The 20,572-nt window shown below is 69.2% G+C and carries 12 protein-coding genes and 1 pseudogene; 7 read left to right on the top strand and 6 right to left on the bottom strand.

Annotated elements, in window-relative coordinates; all coding sequences use genetic code 11:
* Nucleotides 1-112: 112 nt before the first annotated feature.
* The 3 genes from OHS59_RS19345 to OHS59_RS19335 form a co-directional block, all read right to left on the bottom strand.
* Nucleotides 113-532: a hypothetical protein gene (locus OHS59_RS19345; protein WP_328494656.1), complete on the bottom strand. Its 420-nt coding sequence runs from the start codon at nucleotides 530-532 to the stop codon at nucleotides 113-115.
* A gap of 331 nt (nucleotides 533-863) precedes the next feature.
* Nucleotides 864-4,565, bottom strand: a complete 3,702-nt coding sequence (locus OHS59_RS19340; RefSeq protein ID WP_328494655.1) for a KAP family P-loop NTPase fold protein — start codon at nucleotides 4,563-4,565, stop codon at nucleotides 864-866.
* Between the two features lie 1,259 nt (nucleotides 4,566-5,824).
* Complete coding sequence (locus OHS59_RS19335) at nucleotides 5,825-6,640, bottom strand: IclR family transcriptional regulator (RefSeq protein ID WP_328499276.1); 816 nt, start codon at nucleotides 6,638-6,640, stop codon at nucleotides 5,825-5,827.
* Between the two features lie 171 nt (nucleotides 6,641-6,811).
* On the opposite strand from OHS59_RS19335, the gene OHS59_RS19330 reads away from it, so the two are divergent.
* The 3 genes from OHS59_RS19330 (at nucleotide 6,812) to OHS59_RS19320 (ending at nucleotide 10,706) form a co-directional block, all read left to right on the top strand.
* Nucleotides 6,812-7,891 (top strand): 5-dehydro-4-deoxyglucarate dehydratase, encoded by a 1,080-nt coding sequence (locus OHS59_RS19330; protein ID WP_328494654.1) that lies wholly within the window; start codon nucleotides 6,812-6,814, stop codon nucleotides 7,889-7,891.
* A gap of 78 nt (nucleotides 7,892-7,969) precedes the next feature.
* On the top strand, nucleotides 7,970-9,307 hold the full coding sequence (locus OHS59_RS19325; protein ID WP_328494653.1) for a gluconate:H+ symporter: 1,338 nt from the start codon (nucleotides 7,970-7,972) through the stop codon (nucleotides 9,305-9,307).
* Nucleotides 9,308-9,377: 70 nt separating this feature from the next.
* Nucleotides 9,378-10,706, top strand: coding sequence for an enolase C-terminal domain-like protein (locus tag OHS59_RS19320; protein ID WP_328494652.1), 1,329 nt, complete (start codon nucleotides 9,378-9,380; stop codon nucleotides 10,704-10,706).
* 358 nt (nucleotides 10,707-11,064) lie between these two features.
* Here OHS59_RS19320 and OHS59_RS19315 read toward each other — a convergent pair whose 3' ends face one another.
* Nucleotides 11,065-12,957 carry an acyl-CoA dehydrogenase family protein gene (locus tag OHS59_RS19315; RefSeq protein WP_328494651.1) on the bottom strand — a complete coding sequence of 631 codons (1,893 nt, stop codon included), beginning with the start codon at nucleotides 12,955-12,957 and terminating at the stop codon, nucleotides 11,065-11,067.
* 302 nt (nucleotides 12,958-13,259) lie between these two features.
* Here OHS59_RS19315 and OHS59_RS19310 point away from each other — a divergent pair.
* From OHS59_RS19310 to OHS59_RS19300, 3 genes and pseudogenes are all read left to right on the top strand, one after another.
* Nucleotides 13,260-13,925: pseudogene (locus OHS59_RS19310) on the top strand (ScbR family autoregulator-binding transcription factor); the annotation flags it as partial.
* Between the two features lie 209 nt (nucleotides 13,926-14,134).
* Complete coding sequence (locus OHS59_RS19305; RefSeq protein WP_328494650.1) at nucleotides 14,135-15,415, top strand: cytochrome P450 family protein; 1,281 nt, start codon at nucleotides 14,135-14,137, stop codon at nucleotides 15,413-15,415.
* 70 nt (nucleotides 15,416-15,485) lie between these two features.
* Complete coding sequence (locus tag OHS59_RS19300) at nucleotides 15,486-16,190, top strand: ScbR family autoregulator-binding transcription factor (RefSeq protein WP_328494649.1); 705 nt, start codon at nucleotides 15,486-15,488, stop codon at nucleotides 16,188-16,190.
* Nucleotides 16,191-16,320: 130 nt separating this feature from the next.
* Here OHS59_RS19300 and OHS59_RS19295 read toward each other — a convergent pair whose 3' ends face one another.
* Complete coding sequence (locus OHS59_RS19295; protein WP_328494648.1) at nucleotides 16,321-17,985, bottom strand: IclR family transcriptional regulator domain-containing protein; 1,665 nt, start codon at nucleotides 17,983-17,985, stop codon at nucleotides 16,321-16,323.
* 225 nt (nucleotides 17,986-18,210) lie between these two features.
* Nucleotides 18,211-19,503 (bottom strand): M6 family metalloprotease domain-containing protein, encoded by a 1,293-nt coding sequence (locus OHS59_RS19290; protein ID WP_328494647.1) that lies wholly within the window; start codon nucleotides 19,501-19,503, stop codon nucleotides 18,211-18,213.
* A gap of 352 nt (nucleotides 19,504-19,855) precedes the next feature.
* Here OHS59_RS19290 and OHS59_RS19285 point away from each other — a divergent pair, with 352 nt between their 5' ends.
* On the top strand, nucleotides 19,856-20,500 hold the full coding sequence (locus OHS59_RS19285) for a TetR/AcrR family transcriptional regulator (RefSeq protein WP_328494646.1): 645 nt from the start codon (nucleotides 19,856-19,858) through the stop codon (nucleotides 20,498-20,500).
* Nucleotides 20,501-20,572 lie beyond the last annotated feature (72 nt).

Below are 20,572 nucleotides of genomic sequence, written 5' to 3'. Positions count from 1 at the left end.
CTGCGGCTGCCAGTAGGGTCCGGACCTCCAGGGCCAGCGGACCGCGGGTTGGAGATCGCCGTCGATAGTGTGGACTGGGCATAGAGCGCGCTCCTTGGTGAGGGATGAGGGGTCACTCGACGAGAGTGATGACACCGTCGGGAATCCAGCCCTCCAGATACCCGCGTAGAAGGGGGCCCAGTTCGCGTGGATACACATCGAACATCTCATCTTCGACGTTCGACAACGGATGCCACACGTAGTCGGCATCTGCCCGGGAGTGCGAGCGAGCGCGAAGACTGATCGGCTTCATTCTGCTGTGCCGGACAATGAAGATGTTCGTTGATCCGGTTGAGTTGTCGCCCTTCGAGCTGAGGTCGAATCTGCCGATCACTGGCGTGCGGGAAACGAACCAGTGAGAGAAGAGCGGGTCCAGGGTGTGAATGAAGGAGAACTTGGACGGCCGGATCCGGATCACTCTTGAAGGGGTCGGGCACCAAACGGACTGTCCGTGAGTTCGGCACAGCAGTACACGTTCCTGGCGGTCGATCACAGCGAGTGTGGTGGAGCATGATTTCTTCCGGAGTACGTTCCTCATACGCTGAGCGTCCGTCAGAACCAGTGCCAGCACCTCTGCTGCGTTGCATGCGAATGATGCCGACAGTGATCGGGCAATTCGCTGAAGTGAGACTGTGTCGAACTTGACCACCTGTCGGCACCCGCCCGCCGTCCTGGGGCAGGCGGCAAGCTCACCGTCACATTGTCGTGCACGATTGCCTGTCGCCTGTCGAGGGCTCGCGGAGATTCCACCTCAGGCTGCTTCCGCCGGGCCCTGTAAGAGCTGTGCGCATTCGGCGAGGGCCACGGCGGGCACCTGCTGATGCTCAGTCGTCGTTGCTGCGGCTGATGCGTTCGCCCAGCTTCAGGAGGCCGGAGCGTTCGGTTGAGTAACCGACGCTCTTCAGCGCTTTGACGCCACGCTGCGCAAGACTGGTCCATTTGCTGCCGCTGGCTTCGACGGCCGTCTGCACAGACTTCTTCATCCCCTTGGGGACGGAGTCCATCAGCTGTGGGAGATATGACAGGGCGAGGTCAGCGGCTCCCTGGTTGGCGTCAAGCATGGGGAGGAGGATTGCTTGGATCAGGTCGTGACGAGCGGCTGGCTGAGTGATGTTCGCGGCCTTCCACAAGTCGAGTACGGCGCGGCGGTCCGCATTCTTGGACGCACGGCTGTACCTGTCGACCAGCAACTCGGCGGCGAGGCCGTCCGTAAGCGACGGCCATCCTGCCCCGATCAGGGTTTGTTCCGGCAGGTGGGTGCTTGATCCTCCCAGCACGTCCTTCCAGAAGCCGGCCTGTTCCAACGGAGGCAGAGCCGCCAGCCGTGAGGCCACGGCCGGAAGCAGTGCCGTGTCGGTCTGAAGCGCGGAAGGGCGCCGCAGACTCGCAGATACGGCAGTGAACAGATCCGGGGCCGAAGGTTCTGCCAGAGCGATCCACGCGGCCACAGTCCCGCCGACAGAGCCCGAGTTGCTACGGGCATGGTCGGCCATGGCCGCGGCAGGCGGCATGCTTTCCATGCCGTGCCTGTCGACTCCGCCGGTCATCAGGAGATGGTGCGCTCGCACCCGCAGACGAGTGTGCTCGTGCCCTGGGAGCCAGCCGGCGTCGTCGAGTGCGCCCACCAGAGTACGAGCTTCCTCCGGAGCCAGCGGAGCCGTCACGGGGGAGTCCAAGTCGCGCAAGCAGTCTGTCAAGACCGACTCGATGTAGGTCAGGAGTGTGCTGTCCTGCGATTCGACAAGGCTGTCCCCATCTGTGAGTAGTTGGGTGAGGGCTGCCGACTGGTGGTGGACGAATGGCGTCCGCTTCAACAGGCCACTGTTCGCCAGGGGGAGAAGCGCCCCGAGCAGCCGAAGCTGCTCCGTGGCCTCCTCATCGGTCGTCGGCCGTGAAAGCGATGGCAGTACGAACGGCGTGATGTGCGGATGCTGGTCCGAAGGCCCGTGGTCGAACAGCCGCATGAAACTGTCCGCGACGCGACCAACCACCGCCGGTGCCAGCGCATCGTCAGGTCTGCTGGTCTGCGCCCACAGCCTTTTCAGCAGCCCGTCGAACTCATCGACCATGTCGGCGGTGGACGACCGTGGGTCCAGCAACTCCAGCCAGGTCGGCCAACTGGTGATGACACGTCGGCCGGCGCTCGACAGCACGGTCCGTGCCAGAGGCGTTTCCCGCACAGCAGGGATGGAGGCCGCACACTCCTCCACGATGTTCCGGCCTTGCAGGCTGTCCAGCGCCAGCAACAGTCCCACGACGACGTGCGCTGCTTCGGGGCACGCCTCGCACCAGTGCTCCAAAAGCTCCTGCAGCCTGCGCAGTGCATCGGCAGGAGAATGCGGTTCTTGCCGTGGAGTGTCCGTGGCAGCGGCCTCCGAGCTCTCCTGCTCTGCGGCCCATTCCTGGTGTTTCTTGATCAGTTCTCGTAGTTGATTCGTGGCGTGAGGACTGATGTGTGTCATCAGCATCGCGGCTTCCGTGGCTGGGAGCTCGGCGAGCATGTCCGCCATGTCCTCCTTCTCGGCCAGCAGAAGATGCTGAGAGACCAGCTGTTGTACAAGGGCCGGGGCCGCCGCGAGAACCTGTTCGACATGACGCACCACCATGGCGGTCATAGAGGGGCTATGCCTGAGCACACTGTGTCGCAGGACGATCGAGCGCATCTCCAGGGCCGCCGGACGACTGCTTGCCAGCGCCAGCCGCCAGCATCCGTCCAGTACCTCTACAGGCAGTTCGTGCGCAGAGTTCGTCAGGATCGGCGTGAGGATCTCGACCGCCGGGTCCGCAGCGCCGTCCAACGGGACACCGGTGTTGCTGCAGACCGCCAGTACAGAGTGAGCAACGTTCTCCTCCTCCAGGCCGATGGCGTCTCGTGCCTGCTGCGTGAGCAGGGACAGCGCGGCCGGGCGCGCACTGGAGGGAAGCCCGTCGACGATCGCAACTACGGCGTCCAACTCGGCGTTCTGAGCGTGCTGCTCCAGTGCCTCGGCCAGAGACGCTGGCAGCCCGAAGGCGCTGCCACTGGTCTCCATATAGAGCAGGTCACCACTCGGGCCCGGCACCGTTCGTGTCCGCTTGAGGTAGGACACTAGCTGCTGACCATGGCTTTTTCGGATCTCAGCCGCATTCTCCTCTTTGCCGTCATCCTCGCCGGGTTCCTTCGGCTCAATGAGGTGCAGGTCTACGGCGGCTTCGAGGTTCGCGTACCTGCGTGCGGCTTCCCTGACCTCTGGCCGTACGTAGTTGCCCAGAACGGCCTTGGGGTCGGCGTCCAACGCCAGTACGTACTCGCAAAGCCGGTGGTCGAGCAGTAGATCTCTTGCGAACAGTGGGAACTCGATCCGGAGGCAGACAAGTTTGGCGATCTCCGGTGTCCGAGTTGCCGGGTCGGTCTCCAGCAGTCCTTCCGCGGCCCGCCGCTGAGCCAGCCGGTACGTCAGCGCGAAGGTGTTCAGCAGTGCCTTCACGCGGCGAGGGCTACGCACATGCGAAGGCACGAGCACACTCATTGTGAGATCGATGTCCAACGTTGCCCACACGCCGCCTCGCGCGCGTACTAGGTCTGCGGCGAAGCGGGTCACTCTGGGTACCAGCAGAGGCGGGAGACTGATCTGGTATTGGAATACTTTGTCCAGGTAGCCGCTTCCACTGCTGTAGTACGGGTTCACGGTGTCGGCAGGTGTGGCCTGTTCCAGAGCCCGGGTGAGTGCTTCCTCCAGGACCTGCTGGTCGGCCGCCACGACGAAGACGCATCCGTTGGCGCCGAGAAAAGTACGCAGGGCGTTCAGGGTCGCCACCACGTCTGAGGGAGTGCAGCGGTCCAACTCGTCCACGAACACGATCAGGCGCTTCGTGTCGGCGCGTTCGACGAGGTCGGCGAAGAGTTTTTCGAACTGCTCATCGCTGTCGGCGGCTTCCGTCTTGTGTTCGCGCGTGAGTGTGCGCGACACCAGAACGGCCAGAGAGGTCAGTAGTGCAGCCGGAGCGATGCCCGCTTTGAGGGCTTCGGAGGTCACGTCGGCGAACGCGGGGCGGAAGGCTCCTCCGCGTACCCAGGCAAGAAGCGACATGACGACGGCGAAGAAGGCAACAACAGCGCCGAACATTTGGCCGAACGTCTTCAGTAGGCGCCACACCTCGCCACGCTCGAACTGGAGCTTGACGGCGACTCGCCCGTTGTACAACTCGTCGTGGAACCGCGAGTCCTTGATATCCAGGGCTGTAGCGACTGCGGTGATGAAGTTCCGGCGTAGCGGGTTCTCCGCGTACTTGAAGGCGTCGAACCGTACGAAGCGCACGTTCCGTTGCTTCGCCAGCTGACTTTGGAGGAGGTTGGCTACGCCAGACTTTCCGGAGCCCCAAGGTCCCCACACGGCGATGTTGGTCGGAGTGGGGACCGACAGCACCACGTCATGGAGTTGGTCGGCGATGTGGCTGTGAGCCAGCCGGTCATCGTGGGGGTTGTCGACTTCACGGTCCTGAATGAGGTCGTCCTGCTCCAGATGGCTGCTGCTTCTCTGTGTCACTTGCTGCCCGCTTTCGGACTGTCGGCGCCCATGTCGCCCTGAAGCCCACGGTTTGTTCCGACGCTTCACCTGATCAGTACGATAAGGGGCATCACTGACATCGGGGCGTCGCAGTGCTCACTCTGACCGCTCGAGCCCACACGGGTGTCTCGCGATTGCTGAACTCAGTGGCGAAGTCGGTTTGTTGTGGCACGAGTGCTAGTACGCCAGGCTTGTCTCCCAGTTGTGGAAGCAGGTCGTGGCGCCCGAGTTATGAATCGGCGGATGTGTATCGACCGACTCCTCATTGCCCTTGGCCATCTCCGTCATGGGATTCCCCGCCATGTTCCAGCCCGCTATTCCCGGGTGGCCCGCTTCGTCTGAGTGGTTGGCGAGGTGCGACCTCTGCTTGCCGAGCGGGGCGCGGTGTCAGCCATGAGGTCCGGCTGCTGATCGTGGCCGGAGCCGTCGAGGATCTGAGAGCGTTCCGGAAGGCTGGCATCTCATGGCGCTGAAACTGTCGTCAGCATGTTGAGCGTGCATCTCGTACGTCGCTAACGGTCACCTCTCAAGAGGTGCCTGAGCGAGAAGCGGGAACCAGCCCTGACCTGCGGTGATCGGCCGAGCGTTTCCAAAACAAGGGGTGTGCGTTCCGGAGCGATCTCCTGGCCGGCCGCTGACCTGCGGCGAAGGAGTTTTCTACAAGCCCCACGAAGGCGGGGGCTTGTAGGAGACCTTGTTGGGGATCCAGGCTGTGGATCTTTGGCGAGGACTACAAGCCCGCTGGTCAGGCACGGTGCGGCGCCCCCTGCGATGTCAACTGCGCAGACAACGCGACGTACCGACGACTGACCAGGCACAGCTTAGCGGATGTGTGTCGGCGAGGGTTCTGTGTATGGGGGCAGGGGCGCGGGGCGGTGGCTGGAGCGTCCCTGACCTGCTGGTTCCGTGGCTTGCAGGGAGCGATTGGCGGATGTGGAGAGGGTGGGGGCGAGGGTTGCCGGGTCCTTCTGCTCCCCGTGTCTGTTCGGGGGGCCGCCCGGTGCCGCCTCGTGGTGTCTGGCTCGGCACTCTGTTCTCTCGCTCCATGGCGGTGGAGTTCAGGGCCACCGGGTCGGTGGGGCGACCGAGCGGTCACGATCGTAGGTAGGTGAGGGTCGCCGGTAACAGGCGGTGAGTCTCGTCCGCCGTCACGTGGTCGAAGCGGCCGACGAGCAGCGCCGGCCCGCCACCCCCTCAGCGCGGGCCCGTCACCCCCTCCGCGCCGGTGCGGCGACCCCTCACCGCCAGTCCGGCGCCCCCGAGGCCGACGGAAGTACGCTCTCGATCTCTCTCCGCATCTCCCGCATGACCGCGATCACCTGGGCCTCGTGCGACTCGCTGAGGCGGGCCACCGGTACCGAGCAGCTGATGGCGTCCGCGGCCGGGGAGTCGTACCGCAGGGCGAAGCCGAAGCCCGCGATGCCGGTCACCGTCTCCTCGCGGTCGATGGAGTAGCCGCGGGCGCGTACTTCCGCGAGGTCGGCGAGGAGGGTGGCCCGTGAGGTGTGCGTGTTGTCGGTGAGGGCGGCCAACGGGTCCTCGGGGAGGGGGAGTTCGGCGTCGGGGCGTTCGGCGAGCAGGGCCTTGCCCAGCGCGCCCGCGTGTGCCGGGATCCGGCGGCCGACCCTGCTGATCGTGCGCAGGTACTCGTGGGACTCGCGGGTCGCGAGGTACACGACGTCCGGGCCGTCGAGCCGCGCCAGGTGGATCGTCTCGCCGAGCGCGTCCGAGGCCCGGTCGAGGTAGGGGCGCACCACGCGCACGTGCGGGTCGCTGTCGAGGTAGCTCGTGCCCGTGAGCAGGGCGTGGATGCCGATGCCGTAGAGGGACCCCGTCGTGTCGGAGCGCACCCAGCCGCAGTCGATGAGGGTCTGCAGCAGCTGGTACATGCTGCTGCGCGGTACGTCCAGCTCCTCGGCCAGTTCGTCCAGGCGGGCGGGCCGGTCGCCGCGTGCGGCGAGCAGTTCCAGCAGCGCGACCGTGCGGCCCGCCGACTTCACTCCGCGTACTCCTCGCACCCCGCGTACTCCTCGCACGCCGCTCGCTCCTCGCATGCCGCTCGCTCCCCGTACACCGCTCGCTTCCCGTACTTCGCGGCCCCCGCTGCTCTCCGGCATGGCGCCATCGTAAAACCGCGCTGCCGCACCCATTGACCATGCCCGGTTCATCGACCTAACCTCCGTTCTCATACATATACGCCATCTGCATATGGAGATGAGATCGGGATGCGGTTCAGTTCGGAGGCAGGCGGAGCGGGCGGGTCGGCCGGAGCGGGCGGGGCGGCCGGGGCGGCGGAGACCGACCTCGTCGTGCAGCGGCTGCGCGACGGTATGGCGGGCGGAGTGCTGTCCTTCCCCCTCACCAGCTTCCGCGACGACGACGAAGACGGCATCGGTAGCGGCATCGGCAGCGGCGACGGCAGCGGCGGCGGTCTCGACCTGGAGTCCTACCGGGCCTACCTGACCGGCCAGTTGGCCCCCGGACCGGACGCGACCGCCCCCGGCGCCGTCTTCCCCGCCTGCGGGACCGGCGAGTTCTTCTCCCTCGACGAGGACGAGTACCGCGCGGTCGTCGAGGCCACCGTGGAGATCGCCGACGGCCGGCTGCCGGTGGTCGCGGGCATCGGCTACGGCTGGGCGCAGGCACTTCGCTTCGCCCGGATCGCCGAGGAGGCCGGCGCCGACGCCCTGCTCGTGATGCCCCACTACCTGGTCGGCGCCCCGCAGGACGGCCTGGTCGGGCAACTGCGCCGGATCGCCGACGGCACCCGGCTGCCGCTCATCGCGTACCAGCGCGGGCAGGTCGCCTTCACCGCCGACAGCCTGCGGCGCATCGCGGAGATCCCCACCGTCGTCGGCCTCAAGGACGGGCACAGCGACCTCGACCGGCTGCAGCGGCTCACCCTCGCCGCCCCCGACGGCTTCCTCTTCTTCAACGGGGCCTCCACCGCGGAGATCCAGGCCCGCGCGTACGCCACCGTCGGCGTCCCCGCCTACTCGTCCGCCGTGCACGCCTTCGCCCCTGAGATCGCGAGCGCCTTCTTCACCGCCCTGCGCGGGGACGACGAGGCCGTGCTCACCAAGCTCCTGCGCGACTTCTACGTCCCGCTGGTCGAGCTGCGCGACCGCGTGCCGGGATACGCCGTGTCCCTCGTCAAGGCCGCCGCCCGGTTGCGCGGCCTGCCGGTAGGCCGCGTACGGGCCCCTCTCACCGATCCCGACGACGCCGACCTCGCCGAGCTGGAGGCGATCCTCGACGCCGGCCTCGCCCTGGTCGGAGCGCCCCGCCGACGCGCCACCGCCTGACATACCGCTCCGCCGGCGTACTGCCGGCGTACCACCCGATCCACCGCTTGACACACGGCCGGTTCAAAGGGGAACTGCATGCCTCTGCTCGTAGTCGGGATCAGCGTTCTGGTGCTGCTGTTCCTGATGACCCGGATGAAACTCAACGGCTTCGCCGCGCTCCTGCTCGTGGCGGTGGGCGTCGCCCTGGTCCAGGGCATACCGGTGGCCGACATCCCGGACGTCCTCTCGGAGGGCATCGGGGGCCAGATCGGCGACACGATGCTCACCATCGGGCTCGGCGCCATGGTCGGCCGGGTGATGGGGGACTCCGGCGCCGCCCAGCGGATAGCCGCCCGGCTGCTGGAAGCCTTCGGGCCGCGCTGGGTCCAGGTCGCCATGGTGGTCACGTCCATGCTGATCGGCGTGACCATGTTCTACGAGGTCGCGTTCATCATCATCGTGCCCATCGCCTTCACCCTCGTCCGGGTCACCGGGGCGAAACTGCTGTGGGTCGGCCTGCCGATGTCGATCGCCCTGTCGACGATGCACAGCTTCCTGCCGCCGCACCCGGGCCCCACCGCGGTCGCCGCGACCTTCCACGCCTCCGTCGGACACACCCTGTTCTACGGCCTGTTCATCGCCGTCCCGGTGGGCGCGTTCATCGCCCTGCTGTGGCCGCGGCTGCCGTTCATCAGGGCCATGGACCCGGCCATCCCCAAGGGCCTGGTCAGCGACCGCGAGTTCGAGGACGCCGACATGCCCGGCCTCGGCTGGTCGCTGTCCGTGGCCCTCTTCCCCGTCGTACTGATCGCGGGCGCCGCGGTCATCGACATGGCGGCCTCCGGCGACAGCCCGCTCCTGCACTTCGTCGCCTTCATCGGCTCGGCGCCCATCGCGCTCATGCTGACCCTGCTCCTGGCGATCTGGGCGTTCGGACCGCGCATCGGCCGCAGCCTCGCCGACGTCAATGCGTCCTGCACCTCGGCCGCCCAGTCGATGGCGATGATCCTGCTGGTCATCGGCGCGGGCGGCGCCTTCAAGAACGTCCTCGTCGAAGGCGGGATCTCCGACTACATCAAGGACGCCACCGACAGCTGGGCCGTCTCGCCGATCATCCTGGCGTGGCTCATCGCGGTCATCCTGCGGGTCGCGCTCGGCTCGGCGACCGTCGCCGTCGTCACCGCCTCCGGCGTGGTGCTGCCGCTCCTCGCGGGCAGCGGCATCCACCCCGAGATCATGGTCCTCGCCGTGTCCTGCGGCTCGATCGCCTTCTCCCACGTCAACGACCCGGGATTCTGGCTCTTCAAGGAGTACTTCAACCTCTCGGTCGTCGAAGCGATCAAGGTCCGTACCACCTATACGACGGTCCTCGCGGTCCTCGGCCTGGGCGGCGTCCTGGCGATGGAGTGGACCCTCGACATCCTCAGCCTCTGAGCCCGCCCCTCGCCGAACCCGACACCCCTCCTCCCCTTCCCCCTCTTATCAGTCAAGGACTCCGATACGTATGAGCCAGCCGACCGTCACCGAGTTCGCCGTCTATCCCGTCGCCGGCCGCGACTGCATGGAGCTGAACCTCTCCGGCGCGCACGGCCCCTACTTCACCCGCAACATCATGGTCCTCAAGGACTCCGAGGGCCGTACGGGACTCGGGGAGGTGCCCGGCGGCGAGAAGATCACCCGCACTCTGCGGGACGCCGAATCCCTGGTCGTGGGCGCGAAGGTGGGCGACTACAAGAGGGTCCTGCGCGCGATCGGGGACCGCTTCGCCGACCGTGACTCGGGCGGCCGAGGGGCCCAGACCTTCGATCTGCGCACCACCGTGCACGCCGTCACGGCCGTCGAGTCGGCGCTGCTCGACCTCCTGGGCCAGCACCTCGACGTACCGGTGGCGGCACTCCTCGGCGACGGCCAACAGCGGTCGTCCGTACGGGTCCTGGGCTACCTCTTCTACGTCGGGGACCCTGGCCGCACCGACCTGGAGTACGTCCGAGAGCCTGACTCGGACGTCGACTGGTACCGCGTCCGGCACGAGGAGGCGCTCACGCCGGCGGCGATCGTCCGGCAGGCCGAGACCGCGTACGACCTCTACGGCTTCCGGGACTTCAAGCTCAAGGGCGGGGTCCTGGCGGGGGCGGAGGAGGTCGAGGCGGTACGGGCGCTGAAGGGCCGCTTCCCGGAGGCGCGGGTCACTCTCGACCCCAACGGGGCGTGGTCGCTGCGCGAGGCCGTCGAGCTGTGCAAGCCGCTGGTCGGCACGCTCGCCTACGCCGAGGACCCCTGCGGGGCGGAGGACGGGTACTCCGGGCGGGAGATCCTGGCGGAGTTCCGGCGGGCGACCGGGCTGCCGACGGCCACGAACATGATCGCGACCGACTGGCGGCAGATGACGCACGCCCTGGCGCTCCAGTCCGTGTCCATCCCGTTGGCCGACCCGCACTTCTGGACGATGCAGGGGTCGGTGCGGGTGGCTCAGCTGTGCAACGCGATGGGGCTGACCTGGGGGTGTCACTCCAACAACCACTTCGACATCTCGCTCGCCATGGTCACGCACTGCGGGGCGGCGGCGCCGGGGGAGTACAACGCGCTGGACACGCACTGGATCTGGCAGGAGGGGCTGGAGCGGCTCACCGTCAGCCCGCCGCGCATCGTCGACGGGGAGATCGCCGTGCCGGACGCGGGTGGGCTGGGTGTCGAGCTGGACATGGACCGGCTGCTCGCGGCCCACGAGCTGTATCTGACGAAGTCACTGGGGGCGCGGGACGATGCGGCCGGTATGCGGTACCTGGTCCCGGACTGGGAGTTCGACGCGAAGAGGCCTTGTCTGGTGCGGTAGCGCGTCCGCGCGTGCGGGGGTGACCGCGTCAGCGTCTGCGGGCAGTCGTGGCTGGCCGCGCAGTTCCCCGCGCCCCTCAAAAGCGGGGCTGCGCCCCAGCTTTTGCCCCTCAGGGGCACGAGAACGGTGCGTCCAGCCCCCTCGCCCTTAAGGGGCGCGGGGAACGGCGCGATCACCCCCCCCAACACACACCCGCACCCGACGTCCGACCCGGTTTTTTAGGGGCGCGGGGAACTGCGCGGCCAGCCACGACGTGCCCGCACTCGACAGCCGACCCTGGCCTTTCAGGGGCGCGGGGAACTGCGCGGACAACCCCCACCGGGCCGCAGCCGGACGACGACCCCCCCAAGGCAAAGGCTCAGCAGGCCCCAACCCCCACCCGCCCCGCCAGGTCGTCGCTCACGGCCCCGCCGACACACCCCCCGCTGGCGATCGGAATGCTGGACAGCACCTCCGCCGGCAGATCGAACGCGTCGACCAGCGTCATCAGATGCGGCGCCAGATCCCCCAGGACCGTGTCGACGGCCTTCGGCAGCGCGCGTACGTGATCGGCCGTGATCCGCCCCTCGGCCAGCAGGTCACCGCTGTGCGCACCGAGTTGCCGGAGCAGGAACAGCCGGCACAGGTTACGCATCAGATGCCCGGCCCGCGCATCCGTGGTCCGCCCGATCGCGGCCAGGAACGCGTCGGCCGCACGGAGCCGGGCGTGTGCGGAGACCATTTCCAGGGCGGCGTCCGAGGTCACGTTCCAGCGGCCGACCGGGTCACCCGAGGGCCCCTCACGCAGCGCGGCACGCGCCCGGTCCTGCCAGATCCGCTCGACCTCGGCCAACAGGTCCCGCAGGAAGGGAAGTTCAGTGATCTCCCGGTCACCGGGATCATCGGGATCACCTGGGGCACCAGGGGCACCGGGATCACCTGGGCCACCCGTTCCGTCGGCCCGCGCGGCGACCCGGTGGCCGAAGACCATTTCGGAGGCGGCCTTCACCCAGATCACCAGGTTGTCGCCCTCGGCGGTGATGCCGCCCTCGATGTTGAGGGGCAGGTCGGCCAGACCGTTGGCCGGGAACAGCCCCTGCGCGCCGCAGCGTTCACGGCACTCGGTGGTGATCTCCCGTGCCTGCCAGGTGATCCACCCCTTGGCCACGGCCACCTCGCGCTCCACCTCCGCCCGTTCCTCCGCCGCGTGCGCGGCGAAACGGCTCACCGTCGCCCGGTGCAGGAACGTCATCGCGTACGCCGTGGCCAGCGAGTGCAGCAGCCGGCCGTGATGGCTGCGGTGGGCGGCCAGCGGGATGCGCTCGCCCGCCTTCGGCCCGGCCAGGAGGCGGCTGTGGGCGTACCGCACCGCGATCGTCAGTGCCGCGCGGGACATGCCCAGGGTGCCCGCGCTCATGCACAGCTTGCCCATGGTGACGCGGTTGATGGAACGCAGGAGCCGCTTGCGTCTGTTGCCGAGGCTGCTGGTCAGGGTCCCGTCGGCGGACAGTCGTCCGTGCTCGGCCTCCAGCAGGGCCCCGCGGGGCAGCCACACCTGGTCGAACGCGGTGAGGCAGTGGTCGACCGGGGTGCCGGTGCGCGGGGGCAGCGGGCGGACCCGGACACCGGGGAGATGGCCCTGTTCGTCGCTGAGCGGGGTCAGGAAGAGGAACGTCCCCCGGTCCTCGCCGTCCACGAGGAGGCGGGCCGCGACCAGGGCCGTCTTGGGGCCGCCGGTCAGGCTGGTGTTGGGCATGAACTTCTGCGCGCCCTCGGTCGGAGTGTTCAGGCGGAAACCGCCCGTGACCCGGTCGAACACCGCGACCGTCTCCATCGACGCCACGTCGTTGCCGTGCTCCAACTCCGTGCACAGAAACGTTCCTGTGCGCTGCAGCGACGTAAAGGGGGAGAGGTCTCTGGCGCGGCCCCCGTCATGGTCGAGGACGCTGCCGAGGAAGAGGTTGTAGTGGATGCTCGCGAGGGTGGTCAGCCCGCCGTCCACCGGCCCCGTCCACTCGTGCAGTCCCGCCAGGCGGTACGGATCGGCCGCCAGCTCCACCGGATCGCCCACCGCCTCGTTCAGCAGCCGCAGCCGCTCGTACGAGAGGGCCGTCCGCTCCCGCGGCGGAAGGTCCGCGCGGTAGGCGAACTCCTTGCCGCGGATGAGCCGGCGCCAGGCCCCGTGGACGCGTTCGCGGTCGGCGCCCTCGAAGAGGAGCCGGGCCAGTTCGTCGGCGACGGGGTGGGTCTTGGTGTGTGCGGGCACGGACATCGAACTCCCCAGGCTGTGGGATCGGTCGGATGCGAACCACTGCCCCACAAAGATACGTACCAACCGGTTTTGTTTTCAAGGGCGCTTGGGGAGGCGCGCGAGGCACACTCGGAGAGCCGGGGAGGGCGCTGAAGGCGACATCGAGACATTGCCACAGTTCAGCGCGGTGCGACGAGTCCGGGTCGAACAAATCCTTGAGAAACCGTTCGGCTGGTTTTATTCTAAGCCGCGAGGTCGAGGGCCTACGGTACAGACCTCATGGTCTCTTTTTCCCGGTGAGCGGGATGGTACGGAGGTTCCCCGTGGCGCGGCAAGAGCGAGCCATTCGGACGCGACGGGCGATTCTCGTCGCCGCGGCCCAGGTCTTCGACGAGGTCGGATACGAGGCGGCGACCATCTCGGACGTCCTCAAGAAGTCGGGCATGACCAAGGGCGCCCTCTACTTCCACTTCACGTCCAAGGAGGAGCTCGCCCAGGCCGTCCTCGCGGGGCAGGTCGACGCGCTGCCCCGCGTGCCCGAACAGGAGCTGAAACTCCAGCAGTCGCTGGACGAGGCGCTGCTGCTCGCCTATCTGCTCAAGCAGGACACCGGGGACCCGATCGTCCAGGGCAGCGTGCGGCTGACCGTCGACCAGGGCTCGCCCAAGGACCATCTCAACCGCCGGGTGCCCATGCAGGCCTGGCAGGACCACACCCACGCGCTGTTCCGGGAGGCCAAGGCCAAGGGTGAGGTCCTGCCGCACGCCGATGTGGACTCGCTGGCCAAGCTGTTCGTCGGCGCCTTCACCGGCGTCCAGGTGCTGTCGCGGATCATGACCGGCCGCGCGGACCTGGCCGAGCGGGTGGCCGACCTCTACCGGCATCTGATGCCGTCGATCGCGGTGCCCGGAATTCTCGTACGCCTTGACTTCTCCGTGGAGCGCGCGGCCCGCGTGTACGCGGAGGCCATGCGCCTGCGCGAGGCGGAGGCCACGGACGAGAGCGAGAACGACAGCGACAGTGATGGTGATGGCGATGGCGGGACGGAAGTCGGTGCCGGTGCCGGTGCCGGGGTCGAGGGGAAGAGCGGGAAGCCCTCGCGGGCCGAGTCGTCGGCGGAGGTCGTGACCGCCGCCCAGTGAGACGCCCCGCCCGCGTCGGCGGGGCGGGCGAACGACCTACCGAACGGAGTGCACGGATGGACATGCCCGCTTGCCCGTACGCGTTGGACGTGACGGGACGCGATCTTGCCTCGGAGGCCGGGAAGCTGCGCTCACGAGGGCCGGTGGCCGCGGTGGAACTGCCGGGCAAGGTGGCCGCCTGGGCGGTCGTGCGGCAGAAGTACGTCAAGCAGCTCCTGCTCGACCCGAGGGTGTCCAAGGACGCGCGGCAGCACTGGCCCGCCTTCGTCGACGGGCGGATAGACGCCGACTGGCCGCTGTACCCGTGGGTCGCCAACGAGAACATGCTGTTCGCCTACGGAGAGCACCACGCCCGGCTGCGGCGGCTGGTCGCGGGCGCGTTCACCGCACGCCGGAGCGAGGCCCTGCGGCCGCGGATCGAGGAGCTCACGGCGGGGCTGCTGGACGAGCTGGCCGCCCACCCGGCCGGTGAACGGATCGATCTGCGGACCGAGTTCGCGAAACTGCTGCCGATGCGGGTGATCTGCGAACTGTTCGGGGTGGCGGAGGAGGCGCGCGAACCCCTGTGCACCGCGCTGGAGTTGGTGTTCGGCACGGCGGTGCCCGCCGTGGAGATGGCCGCCGCGCAGGTCGAGGTCTTCGGCATGCTGGCCCGGCTGGTCGCCCAGAAGCGGGCAGACCCCGGCGGCGATCTGACGTCCGCGCTGATCGAGGCCCGCGACCAGGACGGCGGGCTCAGCGAGGAGGAACTCCTCGGCACCCTCTACCTCATGATCGCCGCGGGCCAGGAGACGACCTGCACCCTCATCACCAACGCCGTCGGGGCACTGCTCTCGCACCCCGACCAGCTGGCCCACGTACGCGCGGGGCGGGCGACCTGGGCGGACGTGGTGGACGAGACGCTGCGGGCGCACAGTCCGGCGGCGTACTCGCCGATGCGGTTCGCGGTGGACGACATCACACTGGGGGAGGACGAGCCGGCCGAAGGGGCGCCGGGCCAGGCCGGGAGCGGTTCCGGCGGGGTGGTGATCCGCAAGGGGGATCCCATCCTCGTCTCCTTCGCCGCGGCCTCCGGAGACCCCGAGGCGTACGGGGACGATGTCGCCGTCTTCGATGTGCTGCGGCCGGGCCGACGTGAGGACCTGGCCTTCGGGCACGGGGTGCACCGGTGCCTGGGGGCGCCGCTCGCACGGATCGAGGCGCGGGTGGCGGTGGCCGGGCTCTTCGAACGCTTCCCCCGACTGTCGCTCGCGGTACCGGCGGACGGGATCGAGCCCGTGGAGTCCTTCATCGTCAACGGCTACGGCTCCCTGCCCGTCCTGTTGCAGGGACTATAGAAACCGCGCGTGCGGTTTGTTATCGTGTTTCTGCCCTTCCGGCATGCCCTCGCAACAACGGAGCGTTCAGATGGCCCAGCAGGAGCGAGCGGTGCGTACGCGCAACGCGTTGATCGAGTCGGCGGCCGAGCTCTTCAGCAAGGACGGCTTCGACGTCGTGTCCTTGTCGACGATCAGCACCCGGGCCGGAGTCAGCAACGGCGCCCTGCACTTCCACTTCGCCAGCAAGGCGGCGCTGACCGCGGCGGTGTGGGAGGCGGCGGCGCAGCGGCTGCGGCAGATCACCGCCGAGGGCGCCGCGCGGGGGCAGGCCGCCGGGAGCGGCGGGGCCCTGCAGGTGCTGGTCGACACGACCCACGCCCTGCTGCGGGGGCTGCGGCACGACGTGATCCTGCGGGCCGGGTTCGATCTGAGCGAGAGTCCCGTGCCGGTGGCGCCCGGCGCGGATCTTCGGCGGCGGTGGCAGGCCTGGGTCGAGAGTCTGCTGGTCCAGGCGGCGAAGGAGGGGGCGTTGGCGCGGGACGTCGCGCCGCAGGATGCCGCGCATGCGGTGGTTGCTGCGACCGTGGGGTTCGGGGCGCTGGGCAGTCGTAACGCGCAGTGGCTCTCGCAGTCCATGCTGACGCGCTTCTGGGCGCTGCTGTTGCCGCGGCTCGCGGCGGAGCCGGCGCTGAAGGAACTGGTGGCTTCGGGGCGGCGGCGGGAGGGTGTGGCGGGGGCGGAGGCGCAAGCGGTTGTGCCGCTGCACCGGGTCGCGTCTCGGCAGAGCGCGTGAGCCGGCGCCTCTACCGGCGCCTCTAAAAGATTGCGCAGTTCCCCGCGCCCCCCAAAAGGCGGGGCGCGGGGAACTGCGCAATCAGCCCTCGCCGGCCCGCCTGGTGGCCGCACCCCCGCCCGCCCCGCGGCTAGGCGGTGGGGACGCGGGTGAAGCGGCCCGCTACGCGGAGGTCCGCCTCGATCAGCCCGGCCGTCGCGGACAGTTCCGGCAGCACCTCCGCCACGCACTGCTCGACCGTCCGCCGCGAACTGTGCATCGCCACGTTCACGGCCGCCACGACAACCCCCGTACGATCCCGCACAGGCGCCGCGATCGACCGCAGCCCCTCCTCCAACTCCCCGTCCACCAGGGCGTATCCGGCTTCCCGCACCCGGTCCAGAGTGGCCGCGAGGGCTTCCGGGTCCGTGACCGTGCGCGGAGTCAGCGCGTGCAGGTCCGTCAGGAACGGCCCCCGCGCGGCCGGGGAGAGGTCGGCCATCATCACCCGCCCCAGCGAGGTCGCGTACGCGGGCAGCCGTGTGCCGACCGTGATGTTGACGCTCATGATGCGGCTGGTGGCGACCCGGGCCGTGTACTGGATCTCGTCGCCCGCCAGCACCGCGAGGGACGCCGAGTCGTGCAGCCGCTCCGCGAGGTCGGCGAGGTGCGGGGCCGCGATCTGGGGCAGCGACGTACGGGACAACGGCGGGAAGCCGAGGGCCAGGACGCGGGGCGTGAGGCGGAAGGTCCGGCCGTGCGCCGTGACATGGCCCAGGTGTTCCAGCGTGATCAGTGCCCGCCGGGCCGTGGCCCGTGCGAGACCCGTCGCCTGCGCCACCTCGGTGAGCGTCAGTTCGGCCCGGCCCTCCCCGAACGCCGTGATCACGGTCAGCCCGCGGGCCAGCGACTCGATGAACTCCCGGCCCAGCTCCTGTTTCGAGGCGCCGGTCCAGGTGGCCAGCCCGGCGGGGGCGGCGGGCGGCCGGGCGGGCGCCTCGCGCAGATCCCGTTCCATGGCGCGTACGGTCGCCCGCAGCCGGGGCAGCACGGTCTCCCGCAGGGAGTGCGCGCTGTGGCGGCTGGTGTGGCTGACCACGCTCACCACACAGGCGACGGCCCCGCCGGGATCCCGTACGGGCACCGAGACGGCGACGAGGCCCGGCTCGATCAACTGGTCGTCGAGGGCCCAGCCCCGGGTGCCGGCCTCGTGCGTCCGCTGCTCGAACTCCTCGTCCCGGGCGGGGCGTTCACGCGGGGGCACCGCGGGGAACCCGTGGTCCCGCGGGTCCGCGGCCCGCCGGGCCCGCCAGCGCGCCCAGTCCTCGGTCGTCCACTCGGTGGCGAACAGCGGGCCGGGCGCGGTCCGTTCGGCCGGCAGCAGGTCGCCGATGCGGAAGCTCAGGGACATCGCGCGGCGGCGGGTGGCCTGGTGGATGAAGCGGATGCCGTCCCGGTCGGCGACCGCGAGGGAGACCGACTCGTCCAGCTCGTCCGCGAGCGCGTCGGCCCGCGAGTCCAGCAGGCGGGGGAGCCGCAGGGCGGCCAGGTAGGCGTTGCCGAGCTCCATCAGCCGTGGCGCGAGTACGGCGTCCCGGCCGTCCAGGCGCAGGTATCCCATCCGGGCGAGGGTCGCCGCGATGCGGTCCACCGTTGATCTGGCGAGGCCGGTGGCCTTCTCCAGGCCGCTGAGGCTCCGCGTGCCGCCTGCCTCGGTGAGGCGGTGCAGCACGGTGATGCCGCGCATCAGCGGGGCCACGGCCTCTGCGGGTTCGACTGCGTCGGGCTGGGTGGGTGTGAGGTGGGTCGGTGGCATGGGCTCCCCATTACGGTGTCCGGGACACGGTAATGAACGGGGTGGAAGGGGCGTACTCGGCCGCGGCCCGGTGCGGGTCGGTCGCGCGTTCCCCGCGCCCCCTGAAGGCAAGGGATTGCGCCGTTCCCCGCGCCCCTGGAAGCCGGGGCTGGTCGCGCTGTTCCGTGCGTTCCTTGAGGGCAAGGGATTGCGCCGTTCCCCGCGCCCCTTGAGAGCCCCGCGTCCCTAGAGGGGGCCGCGGGTCACGTACACGCGGTGGTTGCCCTTGGGGTCGGTGCCCGCGATCGTGATGCGGATGCCGGCCCGGAGGTCCTTGAAGTACTGGCCGGGGGAGAAGGGGGCGTCGGAGAGTTCGGCGTGGACGTTCGGGCTGCGGGTGCAGCCGCCGCTGTCCTTCGTGGAGTCGACCACCGAGATCGGGCCGTGGCCGGTGTCGACGTCCGCGTTCACCTTGTAGACCAGCACGCCCGCCTTGCAGACCGACTCGTCGTTGCCCGCCTGGGTGCGCAGTTCGACCGCGTACCCCGTCTTCGAGTCGAGTGGTATGAAGACCAGTTTGCCGCCGGTGCCGGGCTCGGCCAGCGGGGTCAGCACGTGCTCGGTCGTGCCGGGTGAGGCCACGCAGCCGACCTGGGAGTCGTCGAGCCAGCCGAGCTTCCACTTGTGCCAGCCCAGCAGGTCGTTGTCGGCCCCCCAGTCCTCGCTCATGATGTCCCAGTGCCCGACCGCGCCGCCGCCGTCCTGGGTGTAGAGGTCGGGCAGTCCGAAGACATGGCCGTTCTCATGGGGGAGTACGCGGTAGCCGGTCTCGGCGTACGTGCCGGACCCGTCGTCCTGGCGGCTGTAGACGAAGGACGCGTTGGCGACGGGCACCCCGTCCGCGACCGGTGCCTCGGTGTTGCCGGCGAAGGTGACGGACAGGACCGTGTCCAGGGCGGAGGGGCCGGCGTTCGGGGTGATCAGGACGTTCAGCAGGTCGTAGTCCTGGAAGTTCACCTTCGGGTCCGCGGTGCTCACGATGTCCTGGACCAGCTCGCGGTAGCCGGGATCGAAGGGGGCGCCGCGTTCTATCCCGTACTCCTTGAAGGGCTTGGGCATCCGCAGCCAGTCACCTATCGGTGCCTGCGGGCGGTAGTCGAGGCGGCCGTACGAACTGGTGCGGAACCAGTCGGTGGTCTGCGGGAAGAACTCGCCGAAGCGGTCGAGCGCCTTGCCCTGCCCGGGCGCGTCGGAGAAGTCGACCATCAGGTTCAGGGCGCGGACGGCGCCGGTGGAGCGGGCGTATCCGGTGGGGGTGGGGATGCCTTCCGACATCTGCACGCCACTCGCGCCGCTGATCAGGCAGGGGCCGAGCGGGGAGGTCCCGGCCGCCGGTGCCACCGGGCCCGCCGCCGAGGTCGAGCCGGCCGTCGGATGTCCGGACCCGGCGGACGTGCTGACCGCCAGGGTGAGGGCGGTGACCGAGAAGAGGGCTGCGGTGCGGCGGCGCGGGCGTATCCGACGGCTGGTCGGCTGCATGCAGAAGCCTTTCGCTCCAGGCAGCCGGCCGTTTCTGGCTGCACCCTGTCCGATCACCCTGTGCCGCCGAATGCGTGGGCGCGCGCTGGAGGAGACCGATCGTGGGAGGCGGCCGAAACCGGGGCGTGGACAACCCCGGGATCATGTGTGACCCAGGTCACAGTGAATCTCTTCAGGATCGGGAAATAACCGGGGACCCTCTCCCCGTTTAGACCTGTGTCCGCATGAAACGGGGAGACGTTCCCCGGATCGAGCGGGCGGCACGAATCACCGAGAGAACCACCAGAAGAGCTGCAAGAGATCCACCGGAACATCCACCAGATCCACCGAGAGAACTTCGAAGGAGTACGCCGTGGAGACCGCAACCGTCGCCCAGCGCAAGGTGCCCCGCCCGCGGGCCGATGCTCTGCGCAACCGGGAGCGGATCGTCGCCGCCGCACGAGAGATGTTCGTCGAGTTCGGTGCCGAGGTGCCGCTCGACGAGATCGCCCGACGGGCGGGTATCGGCAACGCCACGCTGTACCGCAACTTCCCGGACCGGGCGGCCCTCCAGCGTGAGGTCGTCTGCTCGGTCATGGACCGCGTCTCGGAGCAGGTCGAGCAGATGCTCGCCGAGACGGGCGACGCCTTCGAGGCACTCTCACGGTTCGTCCACGCGTCGGCCGACGAGCGGATCGGCGCCCTGTGCCCGATGCTCTCCGCGACCTTCGACGCGAACCACCCCGACCTGGTCGCCTCGCGCGTTCGGGTCGAGGAGCTGATCGAGACGCTCATGGAACGCGCCCGCCTGGCGGGCCAGCTCCGCTCCGACGTCGCCGTCGGGGACCTCATGGTCGCCCTCACCCAGCTCACCCGGCCCCTGCCGGGCACCGCATGCCCGAACATGGACCGCTTCGTACACCGCCACCTGCAGCTGTTCCTGGACGGACTACGGGCACCCGCCCGCTCCGAACTGCCCGGCGCGGCCGCGACCATGGAGGACCTACGACGAGCCTGACCGACCCGAGCGATCAGCCCGGCCGGGCCCCGGCCCGCCGGACCGAGCGTCCGACCGATCGCGCGAGCGTCT

The organism is Streptomyces sp. NBC_00414 (genome assembly GCF_036038375.1).
GTDB lineage: Bacteria > Actinomycetota > Actinomycetes > Streptomycetales > Streptomycetaceae > Streptomyces.
The sequence above is the reverse complement of the archived record's forward strand: the minus strand, read 5'-3'. Positions and strand labels throughout refer to the sequence as shown.